This window comes from Vogesella mureinivorans, from assembly GCF_007644035.1.
GTDB lineage: Bacteria > Pseudomonadota > Gammaproteobacteria > Burkholderiales > Chromobacteriaceae > Vogesella > Vogesella mureinivorans.
The window spans coordinates 129,105-145,947 of sequence record NZ_VMTV02000346.1 but is presented as its reverse complement, the minus strand read 5'-3'; the positions used below and the strand labels follow the sequence as shown (position 1 = coordinate 145,947).

Below are 16,843 nucleotides of genomic sequence, written 5' to 3'. Positions count from 1 at the left end.
CGGGGTGTAGCTTAGCCTGGTAGAGCGCTACGTTCGGGACGTAGAGGCCGGAGGTTCGAATCCTCTCACCCCGACCAGCATTTATCCTGACAGATCCGTCCTTATTCGGGGTGTAGCTTAGCCTGGTAGAGCGCTACGTTCGGGACGTAGAGGCCGGAGGTTCGAATCCTCTCACCCCGACCACATTGCAAAAGCCTGCTTTCGAGCAGGCTTTTTTCATGGTGCTTGCGCCGGGATGGCAAACTCTTGCAGCTGGTGCGCCATCACAATCTGGCGGTAGCGCCCGCTTTGATGCAGTTTCCATAGCCCCTGGTTGAAGGCATTCAGCCAGTATGGCTGCATGCTGCTGGTGATAAAGCCTACCGATAGTGTGTCCCGTGCCAGCGTTACCTCCCCCCACGCCAGCTTTGGTCTGCTAGGCAGCTTGCCGGAGCGTATCAGGGCATCGCCTACGGCTTTTTCGGTTATGGCCAGCTGTATACGCTGCTGCTGCAGTTTGCGCAGGTTGGTTTCGTCATCCCGTGTGCTGTCCAGCACCATTTTTAGCCCAAGGATATTGCCTGGGTAGTGGTAGCCCGCTACGGTGCCGGCAAGCTTGCCCTGTAGCCAGTCGCTTGTCAGCGGAAGCGGCGCTTTGCCCTGTACGACATAGGCACCAATCAGGCTGTGGAATACCGGGTTGCCTGCTTTTAGCCGCATGCTTTTCAGGTCGGTTTGCCATATGCCGATGACGCCGTCAAAACGGCCATGCTGGCTGAGCGATATCACGCGTTGCCATGGCATGACGACCAGGTTGACCGGTATGTCTTCCTGGGCAAACGCTTCGCGCACAATGGTAACCAGGGCGCCGCCGCCGGGTTTCTGGCTGTCGCAAAACGGCGGGTATTCCAGGGTGGCCAGCGTGATGGCGGGGTTGACCGTCATGGCCAGTGCCAGGGCGGGAGACAAGCAGGCTGGCAAGCCAATTGCCAGGCAGATGCGCGAAATGTTCATGGCTTGCCTCCTTGGCTATGTGCGGTTGCTTGGCTTTGTGGCTGGGGTGGGCTATGGCAGCTAGTGTATGGCTAGCCTTATTGGATTGTGCGTGCTGGCGATAATCTAGATAAAACAACAATTTTCTAAAGGCTATATTTCAATAAATTAGCCTGTTGGTATTTTGGTACTGCGTACTGATTGAATAAGAAACGCAGTGAAATAATATGCGTCAGCTAGCGTTGGCCGCGCAAAAGAAAACCCCTCTCGCGCTGGGCGAAGAGGGGTTTTGCCGTATGTGGCTGGGTGTGGCGCTTAGCCGCGGATGCGGCGCAGCACTGCCTGCTGGCCAATCAGCGCCAGTACCGCGTCTACGGATGGGGTCTGGGTGGTGCCGCAGACCAGTACACGCAGCGGCATGCCCAGCTGGCCCATCTTGATGCCTTCGTCGGCGCAGAACGGTTTGAACAGGCCGTGGATGCTTTCGGCGGTCCAGCTGTCCAGGCTAGCCAGGCGGTCGGCGAAGCGCTGCATGCGCGCCAGGCTGTCGGCGGACAGGTGTTTTTCCACGTCTTCGGCCTGTGGCGTACGCTTGCTGTAGAAGTAATCCACTTCGCGCGCCAGCGCGTTCAGGTCTTGCACGCGCTCTTTCACCAGGGCAATCACGTCGGCCAGGGCCGGGCCACTGCTGGTGTCTACGTTGGCCGCAGCCAGGCGGTCGGCAATCAGGCCGGCCAGGCGCTGGTTGTCGGCAGCCTTGATGTGCTGTGCGTTCAGCCACAGGAATTTTTCGTTGTTGAAGCGGCTGGCAGACGGGCTGACGGCTTCCAGGCTAAACCATTCTACGAACTGTTCCATGTTGAAGAACTCTTCGTCGCCATGGCCCCAGCCCAGGCGCGCCAGGTAGTTCAGCAGCGCTTCCGGCAGGATGCCTTTGGCGGCGTAGTCCACCACGCTTACCGCGTCGCGGCGCTTGGACATCTTCTGGCCGTCCTCGTTGAGGATCATCGGCAGGTGGCCGTAAACCGGCAGCGGGGCGCCCAGTGCCAGCAGGATGTTGATCTGGCGCGGGGTGTTGTTCACATGGTCGTCGCCGCGGATCACGTGGGTAATGTTCATGTCCCAGTCGTCTACCACCACGCAGAAGTTATAGGTGGGGCTGCCATCCGGGCGGGCGATGATCAGGTCGTCCAGCTCTTCGTTATTGATTTCGATACGGCCTTTTACCGCGTCTTCCCACGCTACCGAGCCGTCCAGCGGGGTTTTGAAGCGCACCACGGGCTGCACGTCGGCTGGTGGCTGCGGCAGGGTTTTGCCTGCCTCCGGGCGCCAGCGGCGGTCGTAGCGCGGCTTTTCGCCACGGGCTTCTTGCTCGGCGCGCAGGGTGTCCAGCTCTTCCTTGCTGCAGTAGCAGTGGTAAGCGTGGCCGCTGGCCAGCAGCTGCTGGATCACTTCTTTGTAACGGTCGAAGCGGTGGGTCTGGTAGAACGGGCCTTCGTCGTAGTCCAGGCCGACCCAGTGCATGCCATCCATAATGGCTTTTACCGATTCTGGCGTGGAGCGCTCCAGGTCGGTATCTTCGATGCGCAGCACAAAGGTGCCGCCTTGCTTGCGGGCAAATGCCCAGGAGAACAGTGCCGTGCGCACGCCGCCGATGTGCAGGAAACCGGTGGGGCTAGGGGCAAAACGGGTGCGGATCATGGTCTACGCCTGCGAAATCGTCAAACCGCCATTGTACGTTGCCAGCGAAAGGGCGGGCAAACCGCCTGTGCGATAAAACCGCACCGTGTCGTGTGCCGGCCAGGCTCACGCGCTAAAGGGGTGTGTCGGGGTGTCGATAAAACAAAGACCCGTATTGTACGCCAGCAGAAATAGCTGGTTTAAAATGGGGCTTGGCTTTTAACAGCTATAAGCAAACATGGGAAATATGTTTGTATCGATAGAGCGCGCTGCGGTACGCTTGCTTTTGTTACAAGGTTTTTCTGTAAAAGTGCACACAGGGCCCAAGGCCTGATGGGCTATTTTGAAGGTAGTGTCGTGCAGGGTCGGGTAAGGCAGCCATGAGGCAGGAACGGGGTTTTACGCTGGTAGAGTTAATCATTACGGTAGCGATCATCGCTATCGTGATGGCCTATGCCGTGCCGGCGTATTCGCGCTTTGTGGCGCAGAACAAAGTACAGTCGTTTGCCTATGCACTGGCGGCCGACCTCAATAACGCCCGCTCGGAGGCGATACGGCGCGGTTTTGATGTCAGCGTGTGCGCCGCCTCTTCCAGTGCGGCCAACAGCTGTGGCGCTGCCGCAGACTGGAATAAAAACTGGATCACCATCGTGCAGGGTGGCGGGGCTAGCGGCACCGTGCTGAAAGTGCATCAGGCCGAGGTGGGTGCCAATGCCTCCAGCGGCCTGGCTGGCCTGCGTTTTGCGCCCAGTGGCCAGGTGAAAAGTACCGCAACCAATGCCCGCGTGCCGAACAACCAGCTCATCACCTTCAGCAATAGCGATAACACGGTGTCTGCCAGTGTCACGGTGGCGCCCTACGGTACGATCAGGGTGGTCAACTAATGAATAGTCCTGTTCGGATGCACGGTTTTGCCTTTGTCGAGCTGCTGGTGTCGGTGGTGATCATCGGCTTTGGCCTGCTGGCTATTTCGGCATTGCAGACCAATGCCCTGCAAGCTACGCGCACGGCTTATCTGCGTGCTGCCGCCAGCGAGTTTGCCGTGGCTTTTTCGGAGCGGATGCGTACCAATACCGCAGACAGTATCTATCGTTACGACGAAGACAATAGCGTGTATATCCTGGCGCCTGTGGTGGCTTGCTACTTGCAGCAGGCGTCGAATACCGCGCTGACCGACGGGGCGGCAGAGTGCCTAAAGGTGGCCAATGCCAGCCAGACCGCCATTGTGAATGCTGACGTGGCTTCGATGACGCAGTGGGTAACCGATGCGTCCGGCACGTTGCCGCAGGGCACCTGGGCGCTGAATTTGCTGCGCAATGGCGCTGTGGCCAGTGGCATTACGGCGGCCAACTGCAATTTCTCGCTAGCTGCGGGGGCTGCCAGCCAGCCCTGCTCCTTGCAGGTATCGCTAACATGGCAAGAGCTGCGTGCATCGGCGACGGTTGCCAGTATCAGTTACACATTCCGGTGAGTATCATGAAACACAAACAAGCCGGTTTGACCATTATCGAGCTGATGCTGTCGCTGGCACTGTCGCTCTTTCTGATTCTGGTGGCAGCGCAGTTTTTTGTGGCCAATAAAATGACCTACCGCACCCAGCAGGCACAGGCCGATATCCAGGAGCGCGGCCGTTTTGCTACGTCCTGGCTGGCGCAGCAGCTGCGCCAGGCGGGCTATATTGGCGCGGTGCAGGTGGCTACCGCGGACTTTAATAGCGTGTTTGGTCTGCAAAACGCCAGTGGTACGGATCTGGCGATGGCGGCGGGGCAAGTATTGCTGGGCACGTCTGGTGTGGTGCAAGTGCGTTACAGCGGTGCTGATGATGGCAGCCTGGTGGATTGCCAGGGCCGAGGTATTGCTGCTAACGCTTCTTCTACTGCCAGGATTCATGCCAGCGGTACCAGCCTGTGGTGCCAGGGTGGAGAAGTGGTACCCGGCGTGGTGCAGTTTCGCCTAGCGTACGGCCAGGATAGCGTGAACCCGCTGGACCGCATTGCCGACCAGTATGTACAAAATGCACCGGCTTCCGCGGTATACGCCGTCAGATTCTGTCTGCTGGTACAGTCGCTAGAGAACAATGTCAGCCCGGTAAGCCAGACGATTGCAGCAGACTGCGACGGGAATGCGTATACCCCGGCTAACCGGGCGATTGCGAAGGTGTTCCGGTCTTCGGTTTATCTGAGGAATATCCCATGAGCAGGGTAGCGATGCAGCAGGGCTTTTCCCTGCTGGTGGTAATGATCTTCCTGCTGGTGCTGGGCCTGCTGGGCTTTGCCGTGACCAAAAGCGCCATTGTGCAAGAAAAGATCTCGGGCAATCTGCGCGAAAAGAACGTCTCGTTTCTGGCGGCAGAAGCCGCGCTGCGTGAAGGCGAAATTTATCTGACCACGGTGGATGATCTGGCTAGCATCACCGCGTCCAACTCGCTGCCGGCACGGGGTGTGGTGTCATCGCTGGCCGGGGCATCTGCCAGCTATACCATAGGTTGCGTCAACAACTGTACCGCATCGGCGGGCAAGGTTTACTACCGCATCGTAGCCAGCGGCACGGGTGTGCGTAACGACTCGGTCACCGCGCTGGAAGCGGTGGTATCGGTAGAAGAGTAGCCGGCTAGCGGGCCGGTTTCAGTATGCAAAGGCAGGCCGGCTTGGCTATGCCTGATGGAGACAAAATGAACAAAAACCAGGGTTTTACCTTGATCGAGCTGGTTATCGTGGTGGCTATTGTCGGCATCTTGTCGGCCATTGCCATGCCGATGTACCGCGATTATGTGGTGCGCGCCAACCGTACCGAGGCCAAAACCGCCCTGGCTGCAGTGGCCCTGGCGCAGGAGCGTTACTATTCGGTCAATAACCAGTACAGCACCACCATTGCCTCGCTGGGTACGGTAATGAGCTTGAGTAGCAGCGGTGTCACCGAAAACGGCTTTTACAGCATCACCATTACCGCAGCCAACCCTGCCGCCAGCTATACCCTGAGCGCCACCCCGCAAAGCAAAGCCGGGCAGAATACCGACAAGTGCAATACCCTGACGCTGAGCAGCACGGGCAGTAAAGGTGTCAGCACCACGTACAGCGGGTATAGTGCGGCCAACTGCTGGTAAAACGGCAGCCGGGTGTATTGTTGCTGGCATCTGCGCCCTAGCTGCATTAAGATAGCCCCCTTTTTGCCGGATGGCGTCGCTGTCCTAGTGTCTTGTTTTTGAAAGGACTGCGCGCAAACGTGTTTTGCCCAGTGACTTGAACCATGAAGAATGCAATGAAATCCAATAATGAAACGGCACTGGGTGCCGCACTGAAGACGGCAGTACAAAGTCTGAGCAAGAAAAGCCAGACCGAGATGATTGCCGCCCACGTTTACGCCAAGTACGAAGTATTCAAGCGTTTCCTGCCGCTGGCACTGGGCATCCACGAGGCGCTGATTGCCGCGCTGCCGCAGTTTGATGCGCAGCTGGTTGCCCGCGTGCTGGCTAACCACTGCCGCCGTCAGCGCTATATCAAGTCGCTGGCGCGTGGTGGCAAGCGCTTTGACCTGGCCATGAAGCCGGTAGGCGTGGTGAGCCCGGAAGAAAAAGCTGCCGCCGAGCGCATGGCCCAGCCCCGCCCGGCCAAAGCCGACGCTGCCGCCCCTGCGCCAGTAGACGCAGCAGCACCCGAGGCAGCGGCCCAGGTAGATACCCCGGCCGCAGAATCTGCTGCGGAATAAACCCCGCACCTGTTTACCCAACCCCTCCGGCCTGTGCTTGAGGGGTTTTGTTTTTGTCTTTGCTGCCACCAGGGCAGCCAGGAAAGGATGCGCATGCTCACCCGGCAACACGGTGTCACCATCGAGCTGTGGCGTGGAGATATCACCCGGCTGCAGGTAGACGCCATTGTCAATGCGGCCAACCCTGGCCTGCGCGGCGCCGGTGGTGGCGTGGATGGTGCCATCCACCGCGCGGCCGGCCCGGGCATGCTGCAAGCCTGCCTAGCGCTGGGCTTTTGCCCGGCTGGGCAGGTGCGCGTCACGCCCGGCTTTCAGTTGCCGGCGCGCTTTGTCTTGCACACGGTGGGCCCGGTATGGCGCGGCGGTGACGATGGCGAGGCCGAAGTACTGGCGGCGTGCTATCGCCACAGTCTGGACGAGGCCGCTGCGCGCGGTGTCGGCTCGCTGGGCTTCCCCTCCATGAGCGCTGGCAGCTACCCGGCGTTGGCCGCCATGCACGTGGCCTGGCAGGCCATCAACCAATGGTTGGCCGCAGCACCACCGCACAGCCTGCAGCGCATCGTGCTGGTGGCTGGTGATGACAGCGTATGGCAGGCCGGTTGCCGCGTGATGCCCGGTATCAGCTAGCGCCGGTTATAGGCAGCGGTTCGAACCATAGCAAAAAATGATATTAGGCAGGCCAGGGCGGGCTGTATAGAATTGCCCAGCATAACGGCTGGGCCGTGAGCTTAATTGGGAGAATAAGACAATGCGTATCGCCGCTTCTGTAACAGACCTGATCGGTAACACCCCCCTGGTGCGCCTTAACCGCGTTACCGAGGGCGCTGGCGCCACTGTGGTGGCCAAGCTGGAGTTCTTCAACCCGGGCCACAGCGTAAAAGACCGTATTGCCGTGGCGATGATCGAGGCGGCAGAGCGGGACGGCAAGATCGGCCCCGACACGGTCATTGTCGAGCCTACCTCGGGCAATACCGGCATCGGCCTGGCCATGGTGTGCGCTGCGCGCGGCTACAAGCTGATCATCACCATGCCGGAAACCATGAGCCGCGAACGCCGCCAGCTGCTGCGTGCCTATGGCGCCGAGCTGGTGCTTACCCCCGGCCCGGATGGCATGGGCGGTGCCATTGCCAAGGCGCGCGAGATCGTGGCGGCCAACCCGGACACCCACTTCCTGCCGCAGCAGTTTGAAAACCCGGCCAACCCGGCCATCCACCGCAGCACCACCGCCGAGGAAATCTGGCGCGATACCGATGGCCAGATCGATATCCTGGTGGCCGGTGTGGGCACCGGCGGCACCATTACCGGTGTGGGCGAGGTGCTGAAAGAGCGCAAACCCGGCGTACAGATTGTGGCCGTAGAGCCGGATGCCTCGCCGGTGCTGTCTGGCGGTGCCAAAGGCCCGCACCCGATTCAGGGGATTGGTGCCGGCTTTGTGCCCCCCATCCTGAACACCGGCATTTACGACGAAATCATTCGCGTGGCCAACGACGACGCCTTCGAAACCGCGCGCAATGTGGCCACGCAGGAAGGCGTACTGGTGGGCATTTCGTCCGGTGCTGCCGTCTGGGCTGCCTTGCAGCTGGCCAAGCGCCCGGAAAACGCCGGCAAACTGATCGTGGTGGTGATTCCGTCGTTTGGCGAGCGTTACCTGTCCACCCCGCTGTTCCAGCATCTGGCTGACTGATTACCGGCTTGGTGTTCACCCGCAACCCCGCCCGCGTGGCGGGGTTTTGCATTTATCGATAGGGCAGGGCCGCGCAGGTATTACAATCACCGTCATGAAAAAACTGATTATTTTCCTGTCACTGCTGTGGCTGGCCGGCTGCGCCGCTTTGCCCGGCCTGGGCGCGTCGCAGGCGGCGGATAGCCTGATGCGCGAAGCGCAGCAGCTGGCACCGCGCGTGGCAAAAGGCGAGCTGACACGCGTGCAGGTGGCCGACCGGCTGGATGCGCTGCGTCAGCAGCAAGTTGGCCGCAACGCGGTAGACGACGACCTGTTTCGTACCTATCGCCGCATCGCCCAGCAGCGCGATGCCGGCCAGATCGACAGCGCCCGTGCGCAAAAGCTGATGGAAGACCGCCTGCAGCTATGGCAGCGGCGCTGGCCTGCCTTGCCGGACAAGCCCGCCCAGCCTGCCTTCGCCCATTTCTTGTTCAAGCTTTACGGCCTGCCGCCATTGGGGGCAACACCATGAAAAAAAACACGCCAGTGAGCGGCTGCCACTGCGGCCAACCTTTACCTTACGAGCAGTGCTGCGGCCGCTACCACGCTGGGGCACTGCCGGCCGAGGCGGTGCAGCTGATGCGTTCGCGCTACAGCGCCTTTGTGCTGCGGCTGGAACCCTATCTGCTGCAAACCTGGGCACAAGGCACCCGGCCAGACAGCCTGGACCTGTCCAGTGACGACGGCGTGAAATGGCTGAGCCTGCAAGTGTTGGCCGCAGCGGCTGGCCAGGCGGGTGATGAGGCGGGGACGGTGGAATTTGTGGCGCGCTACAAGGTAGGCGGGCGCGCCTACCGCCTGCACGAAACCAGCCGCTTTTGCCGTGAAGACGGTGCCTGGCGCTATGTGGATGGCGACCTGCACGAAGGCGGCTAGTGCAGGCGCTAAATGCTTGATGGCGATCATTATTTATCGCTATGGCACTGGGAAAGGGCAGCGCGTGTGCCATGCTGAAACGGGTATCCCCCAGCAAAGCAGAGGTGACACATGAACGATACGCTGCACGACTTTATCGCCCAGCTGGAGCGCCACCAGGCCGAAGGCCGCGACCTGGGCCAGCTACTGTCGGTAGACCCGGTACGCCAGTTGGTTCTGCCGCTGAACCACCAGAGCTGCAGCCAGCTGCGCGCCATGGCCCAGGTGTTCCAGTGCGACGAAGCACTGCTGGCGTCCGCGATTCTGGCCGGCGCCCTGCGTCATATGCAGCAGCATCTGGACGCAGACCTGGCCGCGCTGGCCAGGCAGGCGCGCGAGGCACTGGACAGCCCGTGCCAGGCGGCCAGCGAAGCCATCTAGGCTCATCTAGTCTTGATCCTGCTTGCCCTGCAGTAGCTTGGTCAGTTGCTGCAGGGTTTGCCGCAGCATGGCCGACTCGGCCTCGCGCCCCTCGGCGCCGTAGCGGCAGCGCATGGCCTGGGGTACGGCGGCGGCCTGGCTTTCCAGCGCCTTGCCGGCCGCGCTTAGCCACACCTCTACCCGCCGCTCGTCGGCGCTGGCACGCTGGCGCACCAGCAGGCCAGCTGTCTCCAGCCGTTTCAGCAGTGGTGTCAGCGTGCCCGAATCCAGCAGCAAGCGCTCGCCCAGCCGTTTCACTGTGACACCGTCTTCTTCCCACAGCACCAGCATCACCAGATATTGCGGGTAGGTCAGCCCCAGCTCGCCCAGCAGCGGCTGGTAGGCCTGGGTCATGCTACGGCTGGCGGTATACAGCGCAAAGCACAGCTGGCTGTCCAGTAGCAGCGCCGGGTTCACAGCAGTGCCTCTATCTGCGCGCGCAGGGCTTCGGGCTTGGTGCGCGGGCCAAAGCGGCCAACGACCTGGCCTTGGCGATTGACCAGAAACTTGGTGAAGTTCCATTTAATGCCATGGGTGCCCAGGATGCCGGCTTTCTGCTGTTTCAGGTGCTGCCACAGCGGGTGGGCGTTGGCACCGTTTACGTCGATCTTGGCGGCCATGGTAAAGCTCACGCCGTAGTTTTTCTGGCAGAAGCTGCCGATGGCTTCGGCGCCGCCTGGCTCCTGCTTACCAAACTGGTTGCAAGGGAAGCCAATCACCGCCAGGCCTTTGTCACCCAGCTCGCGGTGCAGGGCTTCCAGCCCTTCGTATTGATAGGTAAAGCCGCAGGCGCTGGCGGTATTCACCAGCAGCATGACCTGGCCCTGATAGTTGGCCAGATTGATTTCGCCGCCCAGCAGGGCGGGTACGCGGTATTGATAGATAGACATGGCGATATTTGATTGTGAAAAATCAGATTGTAAACAATTGAAATGGGCAAAAAAAGAGCGAAGCGGCAAGGGGGAACCACAACGCTCATAAGAAACGGCTTGCTGTGCCCAGGGTGGCTGTATCAGCACACCCTGAATTCATCCTAGACCAGTAGCGGCAAAATGCGAGCTTTGATCCAAAACAAAAAACGCGGCCTGGGCCGCGTTGTGTGGGGGGGCTTGCCGCTCAGGGGCGGGGCAGGGTCACGCCTACCTGGCCCATGTATTTGCCGGCACGGTCTTTGTAGGACACATCGCAGATTTCGTCCGACTCGAAGAACAGCACCTGTGCCACGCCTTCGTTGGCGTAGATCTTGGCGGGCAGCGGGGTGGTATTGGAAAACTCCAGCGTGACGTAGCCTTCCCATTCCGGCTCGAACGGTGTCACGTTCACGATAATGCCGCAGCGGGCGTAGGTGGATTTGCCCAGGCACACCGTCAGCACCGAGCGCGGGATGCGGAAGTATTCCACCGTACGAGCCAGCGCAAAGCTGTTGGGCGGAATAATGCAGTAGCCCTTGCCGGATACTTCTACAAACGAATCCGGGTCGAAGTTTTTCGGGTCCACAATGGTGCTGTTGATATTGGTAAACACCTTGAACTCGTCCGCGCAGCGGATATCGTAGCCGTAGCTGGAGGTGCCGAACGAGATCACCTTTTCGCCGTTTACGTTCTTGATCTGGTCGTGAACAAACGGCTCGATCATGCCGTGCTGTTCTGCCATGCGGCGAATCCATTTGTCGGATTTGATGGTCATCGTCTTGTTCTCTTTCGGGCTGGCTTTCAGTTGGCGGGATTTTACTGGTACACAGGCACAGGCGCTACTTTGCCATGCATGGGCCTGGCCGTGGCTGGATTTGGCATGGCGATGCCACGGCAATCATTTTAAGTGCACTGTTTTGGTATTTATTGGTATTTAATGCTTTTTATTTGGACATCAATGGTGGTAAAGTTAATATTATTGCGAACAATTCGCAAAAATGTACCATGACAGCTCGCCCGGCCTGTACTAGAATCCGCCTGTCAACGTTATTACCAGCATTACAGGGGCACATACCATGCAAGGCCATCCAAAAATCATTGCGCTGCTTAACGACCTGCTGGCAGAAGAACTGTCTGCTGCCGACCAGTATTTTGTACACGCCGAAATGTATAAAGACTGGGGCCTGAACAAGCTGTTTGCCCGTATCGACCACGAGCGCGAAGACGAGCTGGAACACGCCCGCACGCTGATTGCCCGCATCCTGTTCCTGGGTGGCAAGCCCAACGTGGCCAAGCGCGTGCCGATTGTTATCGGTGACGATGTGCCGTCCATGCTGCAAAGCGACCTGGACGTAGAATACCGTGTTGCCGCCGCGCTGAAAGACGTGATCGCTGTCTGTGAGCAAGAGCGCGACTACATCACCCGCGAGCAGCTGATGGTGCTGCTGGAAGAAACCGAAAACGACCACGCCCACTGGCTGGAACAGCAGATCAAGCTGATCGGTCTGGTCGGCCTGGCCAACTACCAGCAGTCGCAAATCGCCGGCGACGCCAGCGCCAGCTAAACCTGGCTGGCCGCCGCGTGCGGCCAACCTTGCCATCTACCCTGCCTGCCATTGCACGCAGGGTTTTTTATTGCCTTCGATTTGAAATAATTGAAACACACGCCACACGGCTTTCTGTTAAACCTGATGGTAAAAAACAGGGAGACAATAATGGACGACAAGCATGCCGTGCTGATCGTGGATGACGAGGCCGATATCCGCGACTGGCTGGCCGCGCTGCTGCAGGACTGTGGCTACGCGGTAGTGGGGGCTGCCAATGGCCGCGAGATGCAGGCCGCGCTGCAGCAGCAGGCTTTTGCGCTAGTGGTGCTGGACCTGCGGCTAAAAGGCGAAGACGGCCTGCAGCTGGCGCGCACCCTGCGTGCGCAGTCGGCCGTGCCCATCATCATGATGAGCGGCAAGGGCGACGAAACCGACCGTGTGCTAGGGCTGGAGCTGGCCGCCGACGACTACCTCACCAAGCCGTTTTCCGGCCGCGAGTTCCTGGCCCGCGTGCGCGCCGCGCTGCGCCGTGCCACCGAGCTGTCGCTGCCCATGCTGCGCAAGCCGGGCGAGGCGCACGAATGCTACTGTTTTCACGGCTGGGTGCTGGACGCCACTGCGCGCGAGCTGCGCCATAGCCGTGGCGGCGAGCCGTGCCCGCTTACCCAGGGCGAATACGCACTGTTGGCCGCATTGGTGCGCCACCCAGGCCGGGTGTGGAGCCGCGAACAGCTGCTGGAACAAACCCGTGGCCTGGATACCGAGGTGTACGACCGCACCATCGACGTGCTGATACTGCGCCTGCGCCGCAAGATCGAACCCAACCCGCGCCTGCCCGAGCTTATCTGCACCGAACGCGGCGCCGGCTATGTGTTTCGCGCCAGCGTCAGCAAAACCCAGGCCGCATGATTCCCGCCCTGCTGCAACAGCTGCGCACGCAGCCGATACGCGCCCGGCTGCAGGCAGCGTTTGTGCTGCTGTTTGTGCTGATGCTGGTGGTGATCGTGGTCAGCATCAGCGCCATGCGCAACACGCTGGACACCCTCACCGGCTTTCGCGAGCAGGTCATGCCGGAGCTGGCCCGCGTGCTGGAGCTGGCGGAAAAAGTATCGCAGATCGCCGCCATTGCCCCGTCGCTGGCCGATAGCTACGCGCCGGAAACCCTGTCGCGCGACATCAACCGCCTGCAGGCGCTCACCCGCGAAATCCGCCTGCTTTCGCACAACCTGCCACCCGAGGCCGACCGCCAGCTGGCGGTAAGCAGCATGCTGGAAGGCGCCGAGCGCGACCTGTCGCAGCTCTTGCTGCTGTCGGCCCAGCGCCGGCGCAGCCAGCAAATCCTTAACGCCTATATGGCACGGCTGGACGAGCTGGGCAGCAGGTTGGCCGCACAGCACACCCAGCAAGCGCGACGTGCCCCCACGCTGATCCCGCTGTGGCAAACCCTGTTGGCCGTGCCGCTATCGCGCGACCGCGCCCGCCTGGGCGAGCTGGAAGCCAGCGCCGAAGCGCTGATGCTGGCCATGGCGCGCCGCGGCGAAACCGCGCAGCTGCCGCCCTGGCTGGTGGTAGAGCTGGAGGTCATGGCGCAGGCACCGCAAAACCTGTTCGAGCAGCAACGCCAGCTTACCGAAAGCGGCGAGCGCCTTGCCGTGTTGCTGCAGCTGTACCGCAGCAATGCCGAGCACCTGAGCCGCCGCACCGCCAACTATGTGCAGGCCATACGCCAGCAGGCCGACGACCGCAGTGGCCAGATGGCTACCGAGATCCGCTCCGGCAGCAGCAGTGCCTTGCTGCTGGCCGCCATCGGCGTGGCGGTGGCCATGTTGGCCGCAGCCTATGTGCGGCGCGTGGCGCAGCGTATGCAGGCGATTTCCAGCGTGATGAGCCGCCTGGCCGGCGGCGATACCGAGCAGCTCACCCCCGCCACCGAGCAAGCCGACGAAATTGGCGACCTGGCGCGGGCCTTTCAGGTGTTTCGCGACAACCTGCTGGAAAAACAGCGCCTGTCGCACGGCATTGAAGCGCAGCGCCGCCTGCTGCAAACCGTGTTTCGCAGCATGCACGACGGCCTGTCGGTATACGACGAGGACGGCAAACTGATGGTGTGGAACCCGCAGTTCCCGGCGCAGCTGGGCATGGCGGCAGATTGCCTGCACAGCGGCATGCCCTACACGGCGCTGCGCGCGGCCATGCCGGCGGGTACCCGCTGGGAGGCGGTAGCCGGCGACACCGTGGCGCAGCCGGACGACAGCCACCGCATTGCCAGCCACGCCGAGCTGCACCTGCCCGGCGGGCGCGTGCTGGAGTTCATGAGCCACGCCATGCCGGAAGGCGGCTGGGTAGCGGTATGCCGCGATGTGTCGGCGCGCCGCGCCGCCGAAGCGCAGCTGCAACAAATGCAAAAAATGGAAGTGCTGGGCCAGCTCACCGGCGGCGTGGCGCACGACTTCAACAATATCCTGATTGCCATCCTGGGCAACCTGGAGCTGCTGGAGCTGCGCCCCGACCTGCCAGCCGACGCACGGCAGCGGCTGGAGCGCGCCCACGCGGCGGCCAACAAGGCGGCGGCGCTTACCCGGCGCCTGCTGGCCTTTGCCCGCCGCCAGCCCCTGTGCACCGAGCCGGTAGACGTGGGCGACATGCTGTACGAAATGCTGGATCTGGTGGAATACAGCGTGAGCGACGGTATCCGCGTGAGCGTAGATGCGCCGGAAGGCCAGGTGGTGCAGGTAGACCGCGGCCAGCTGGAAAACGCCATCCTCAACCTGGCGCTAAACGCGGCGCAGGCCATGGGCGAGCGCGGCAGCTTGCAGCTGCGGGTTGGCCGCATAGCGCGCGATGGGCGCGACTGGGTGGCCATCAAGGTGCAGGACGACGGGCCGGGCATCCCGCCCGAGGTATTGCCGCACGTACTGGAGCCGTTTTTTACCACCAAGGCGCAGGGCAAGGGCAGCGGCCTGGGCTTGTCCATCGTGTATGGTTTTGTGAAGCAAAGTGGCGGCGAGCTGGCCATCCACAGCCGCCAGGGGCAGGGCACCACGGTGTGCATCGAGCTGCCGGCCAGCACCAGCCAGTGCAGCCCGCTAGCCTGCGCCACGGTTTTGCCCGCCGTGCTGCCGGCCCGCCACGTGCTGCTGGTAGAAGACGACGCCGACGTACGCGACACCGCACAGCAACAGTTGGCCGCACTGGGCGCGCGTGTCAGCACCTTTGCCAGCGAGGCGGCGCTGCTGGGCTGGCTGGCCGCCGGTGGCCAGGCCGATGTGGTGCTGTCCGACATCATGCTGGGCGAAGGCGGCGACGGTGTGCGGCTGTACCGCACGCTGCAGGCCGCCTACCCGGCGCTGCGCGTGGTGCTGACCTCCGGCCTGCCGCCCGAGCACCACGCCCGCCGCAGCGACTGGCCCGCCGGTGTGGCCTTTCTGGCCAAGCCCTACCGCCGCGACGACCTGGCGCGGCTGCTGGCCAAGGCATAAGGGCAGGCGCATGGCCGGGTATATTGCAATTGTTAATGGCAACGGCATGGCGGTGAAATGCCGCATTAACGTTTCCGCGTTTAGATGGCAGGGCGACGGCACGCTACCGGCCAGCAGGCTGGCAGGGGTGCGGCCAACAACACAACGAGGAGACGCATGATGAAACACAGCCTGATGAGCGCTGCCGTACTGATGACCCTGGCGGCCACCGCCCACGCCGCCCCGCTGAAGATTTCCTGCGGCGCGGTAGGCCAGGAGCTGGAGCTGTGCAAGCAGTCGGTAGCCGAGTGGAGCAAGAAAACCGGCAACGACGTGCAGGTAGTATCCACCCCGAACGACTCCAACGAGCGCCTGGCGCTGTACCAGCAGATTCTGGGCAGCGGCTCCGACAAAATCGACGTGTTCCAGATCGACGTGGTGTGGCCCGGCATTCTGGCCAACCACCTGCTGGACCTGAAACCGTACACCAACGGTGCCGAAAAGCAGCATTTTGCCGGCATCATCAGCAATAACACCATCGGCAGCCGCCTGTTGGCCATGCCGTGGTTTACCGACGCGGGCGTGCTGTACTACCGCAAAGACCTGCTGGCAAAACACAAGCAGCCGGTACCCAAAACCTGGGAAGAGCTCACTGCCAGCGCCAAAAAAATCCAGGACGCCGAGCGCGCCGCCGGCAACGACAAGATGTGGGGCTATGTCTGGCAGGGCCGCGCCTACGAAGGCCTGACCTGCGACGCGCTGGAGTGGGTGGTGAGCTACAAGGGCGGCACCATCATTGACGCGGCCAGCGGCAAGCCCACTATCAATAACCCGCAGGCGGTGAAGGCACTGACCACCGCCGCCGGCTGGGTAGGCACCATCACCCCGAAAGCGGTACTGAACTACGGCGAAGAAGAAGCACGTGGCGTGTTCCAGGCCGGTAACGCTGTGTTCATGCGCAACTGGCCCTACGCCTGGGCGCTGGCACAAAAGCCGGACAGCGTGGTGAAAGACAAGGTGGGCGTGGTGGCGCTGCCTAAAGGCGGTGCCGATGGCCGCAATGCCGCCACCCTGGGCGGCTGGCAGCTGGCAGTGTCGAAATACTCCAAAAACCAGAAGCTGGCAGCCGAGCTGGTGGCCTACCTGACCAGCAGCAGCGTGCAGAAAATGCGCGCCATCAACGGCGCCTACAACCCCACCATCGCCGCGCTTTACCGCGACCCGGACGTGCTGAAGGCCAACCCGTTCTTTGGCGAGCTGTACAACACCTTCACCAGCGCCGTGGGCCGCCCGTCTTCGGTATCTGCCGCGCGCTACAACCAGGTGAGCAACCAGTTCTGGAATGCCACCCACGACGTGCTGTCCGGCAAGAGCGATGCCAAAACCTCGCTGGCCCAGCTGGATGCACAGCTCAAGCGCCTGGCACCACAAGGCTTTAGCGGCGCCAAGTAAGCCCCCGGCGGCTACCCGGCGGTAGCCGCTGCCTGTCCTGTACGGGGTGGCGGGTGCCTG

General features: G+C 61.7%; 20 protein-coding genes and 2 tRNA genes. 17 read left to right on the top strand and 5 right to left on the bottom strand.

All coding sequences use genetic code 11. From position 1 onward, the window contains the following. Positions 1-77 (top strand) — tRNA-Pro (locus tag FLQ44_RS10925). A 29-nt stretch (positions 78-106) separates the two neighbouring features. Then, positions 107-183: transfer RNA gene (locus tag FLQ44_RS10920), tRNA-Pro, on the top strand. 33 nt (positions 184-216) lie between these two features. Here FLQ44_RS10920 and FLQ44_RS10915 read toward each other — a convergent pair. Both FLQ44_RS10915 and gltX read right to left on the bottom strand, forming a co-directional pair. Further along, entirely contained in the window at positions 217-993 is a 777-nt protein-coding gene (locus FLQ44_RS10915) for a substrate-binding periplasmic protein (protein WP_147694418.1), read from the bottom strand. Between the two features lie 294 nt (positions 994-1,287). Then, positions 1,288-2,673, bottom strand: a complete 1,386-nt coding sequence (gene gltX, locus FLQ44_RS10910) for a glutamate--tRNA ligase (protein ID WP_147694417.1) — start codon at positions 2,671-2,673, stop codon at positions 1,288-1,290. Between the two features lie 359 nt (positions 2,674-3,032). Between gltX and FLQ44_RS10905 the strand changes: the two genes are divergently transcribed. From FLQ44_RS10905 to FLQ44_RS10855, 11 genes are all read left to right on the top strand, one after another. Then, on the top strand, positions 3,033-3,536 hold the full coding sequence (locus FLQ44_RS10905) for a GspH/FimT family pseudopilin (protein WP_147694416.1): 504 nt from the start codon (positions 3,033-3,035) through the stop codon (positions 3,534-3,536). Then, the gene (gene pilV / locus FLQ44_RS10900) at positions 3,536-4,123 is read left to right on the top strand and encodes a type IV pilus modification protein PilV (protein ID WP_147694415.1); all 588 of its coding nucleotides are present in this window, start codon (positions 3,536-3,538) and stop codon (positions 4,121-4,123) included. Before FLQ44_RS10905 ends, pilV begins: the two co-directional genes overlap by 1 nt. Before the next feature lie 5 nt (positions 4,124-4,128). Beyond that, the gene (locus FLQ44_RS10895; RefSeq protein WP_170252947.1) at positions 4,129-4,848 is read left to right on the top strand and encodes a PilW family protein; all 720 of its coding nucleotides are present in this window, start codon (positions 4,129-4,131) and stop codon (positions 4,846-4,848) included. After that, the gene (locus FLQ44_RS10890; protein WP_147694413.1) at positions 4,845-5,258 is read left to right on the top strand and encodes a pilus assembly PilX family protein; all 414 of its coding nucleotides are present in this window, start codon (positions 4,845-4,847) and stop codon (positions 5,256-5,258) included. Before FLQ44_RS10895 ends, FLQ44_RS10890 begins: the two co-directional genes overlap by 4 nt. Before the next feature lie 65 nt (positions 5,259-5,323). Next, positions 5,324-5,755, top strand: coding sequence for a type IV pilin protein (locus FLQ44_RS10885; RefSeq protein ID WP_147694412.1), 432 nt, complete (start codon positions 5,324-5,326; stop codon positions 5,753-5,755). A gap of 155 nt (positions 5,756-5,910) precedes the next feature. Then, a complete protein-coding gene (locus FLQ44_RS10880) occupies positions 5,911-6,357 on the top strand; it encodes a ProQ/FINO family protein (RefSeq protein ID WP_147694411.1) in 447 nt (148 codons plus the stop codon). A gap of 93 nt (positions 6,358-6,450) precedes the next feature. Beyond that, entirely contained in the window at positions 6,451-6,984 is a 534-nt protein-coding gene (locus tag FLQ44_RS10875; protein WP_206208806.1) for a macro domain-containing protein, read from the top strand. Between the two features lie 121 nt (positions 6,985-7,105). Beyond that, positions 7,106-8,041, top strand: coding sequence for a cysteine synthase A (gene cysK, locus FLQ44_RS10870; RefSeq protein ID WP_147694409.1), 936 nt, complete (start codon positions 7,106-7,108; stop codon positions 8,039-8,041). A 94-nt stretch (positions 8,042-8,135) separates the two neighbouring features. Then, positions 8,136-8,552, top strand: a complete 417-nt coding sequence (locus FLQ44_RS10865) for a putative periplasmic lipoprotein (RefSeq protein WP_147694408.1) — start codon at positions 8,136-8,138, stop codon at positions 8,550-8,552. Continuing rightward, positions 8,549-8,956 (top strand): YchJ family protein, encoded by a 408-nt coding sequence (locus FLQ44_RS10860; protein ID WP_147694407.1) that lies wholly within the window; start codon positions 8,549-8,551, stop codon positions 8,954-8,956. The genes FLQ44_RS10865 and FLQ44_RS10860 overlap by 4 nt, the downstream gene beginning before the upstream one ends. A gap of 111 nt (positions 8,957-9,067) precedes the next feature. Continuing rightward, positions 9,068-9,376: a hypothetical protein gene (locus FLQ44_RS10855; RefSeq protein ID WP_147694406.1), complete on the top strand. Its 309-nt coding sequence runs from the start codon at positions 9,068-9,070 to the stop codon at positions 9,374-9,376. A 6-nt stretch (positions 9,377-9,382) separates the two neighbouring features. Here FLQ44_RS10855 and FLQ44_RS10850 read toward each other — a convergent pair whose 3' ends face one another. The 3 genes from FLQ44_RS10850 to dcd form a co-directional block, all read right to left on the bottom strand. Beyond that, the gene (locus FLQ44_RS10850) at positions 9,383-9,832 is read right to left on the bottom strand and encodes a MarR family winged helix-turn-helix transcriptional regulator (protein ID WP_276607847.1); all 450 of its coding nucleotides are present in this window, start codon (positions 9,830-9,832) and stop codon (positions 9,383-9,385) included. Then, positions 9,829-10,305, bottom strand: coding sequence for a glutathione peroxidase (locus FLQ44_RS10845; protein WP_147694404.1), 477 nt, complete (start codon positions 10,303-10,305; stop codon positions 9,829-9,831). Before FLQ44_RS10845 ends, FLQ44_RS10850 begins: the two co-directional genes overlap by 4 nt. Positions 10,306-10,531: 226 nt before the next feature. Next, positions 10,532-11,101: a dCTP deaminase gene (gene dcd, locus FLQ44_RS10840; protein WP_017508794.1), complete on the bottom strand. Its 570-nt coding sequence runs from the start codon at positions 11,099-11,101 to the stop codon at positions 10,532-10,534. A gap of 301 nt (positions 11,102-11,402) precedes the next feature. On the opposite strand from dcd, the gene bfr reads away from it, so the two are divergent. From bfr to FLQ44_RS10820, 4 genes are all read left to right on the top strand, one after another. Next, positions 11,403-11,891 carry a bacterioferritin gene (gene bfr / locus FLQ44_RS10835; protein WP_147685576.1) on the top strand — a complete coding sequence of 163 codons (489 nt, stop codon included), beginning with the start codon at positions 11,403-11,405 and terminating at the stop codon, positions 11,889-11,891. Positions 11,892-12,041: 150 nt separating this feature from the next. Further along, positions 12,042-12,782, top strand: coding sequence for a response regulator (locus FLQ44_RS10830; RefSeq protein WP_147694403.1), 741 nt, complete (start codon positions 12,042-12,044; stop codon positions 12,780-12,782). Continuing rightward, on the top strand, positions 12,779-15,352 hold the full coding sequence (locus FLQ44_RS10825; protein WP_147694402.1) for a hybrid sensor histidine kinase/response regulator: 2,574 nt from the start codon (positions 12,779-12,781) through the stop codon (positions 15,350-15,352). Before FLQ44_RS10830 ends, FLQ44_RS10825 begins: the two co-directional genes overlap by 4 nt. Before the next feature lie 156 nt (positions 15,353-15,508). Then, positions 15,509-16,783, top strand: a complete 1,275-nt coding sequence (locus FLQ44_RS10820; protein ID WP_240801248.1) for an ABC transporter substrate-binding protein — start codon at positions 15,509-15,511, stop codon at positions 16,781-16,783. Positions 16,784-16,843: the final 60 nt, after the last annotated feature.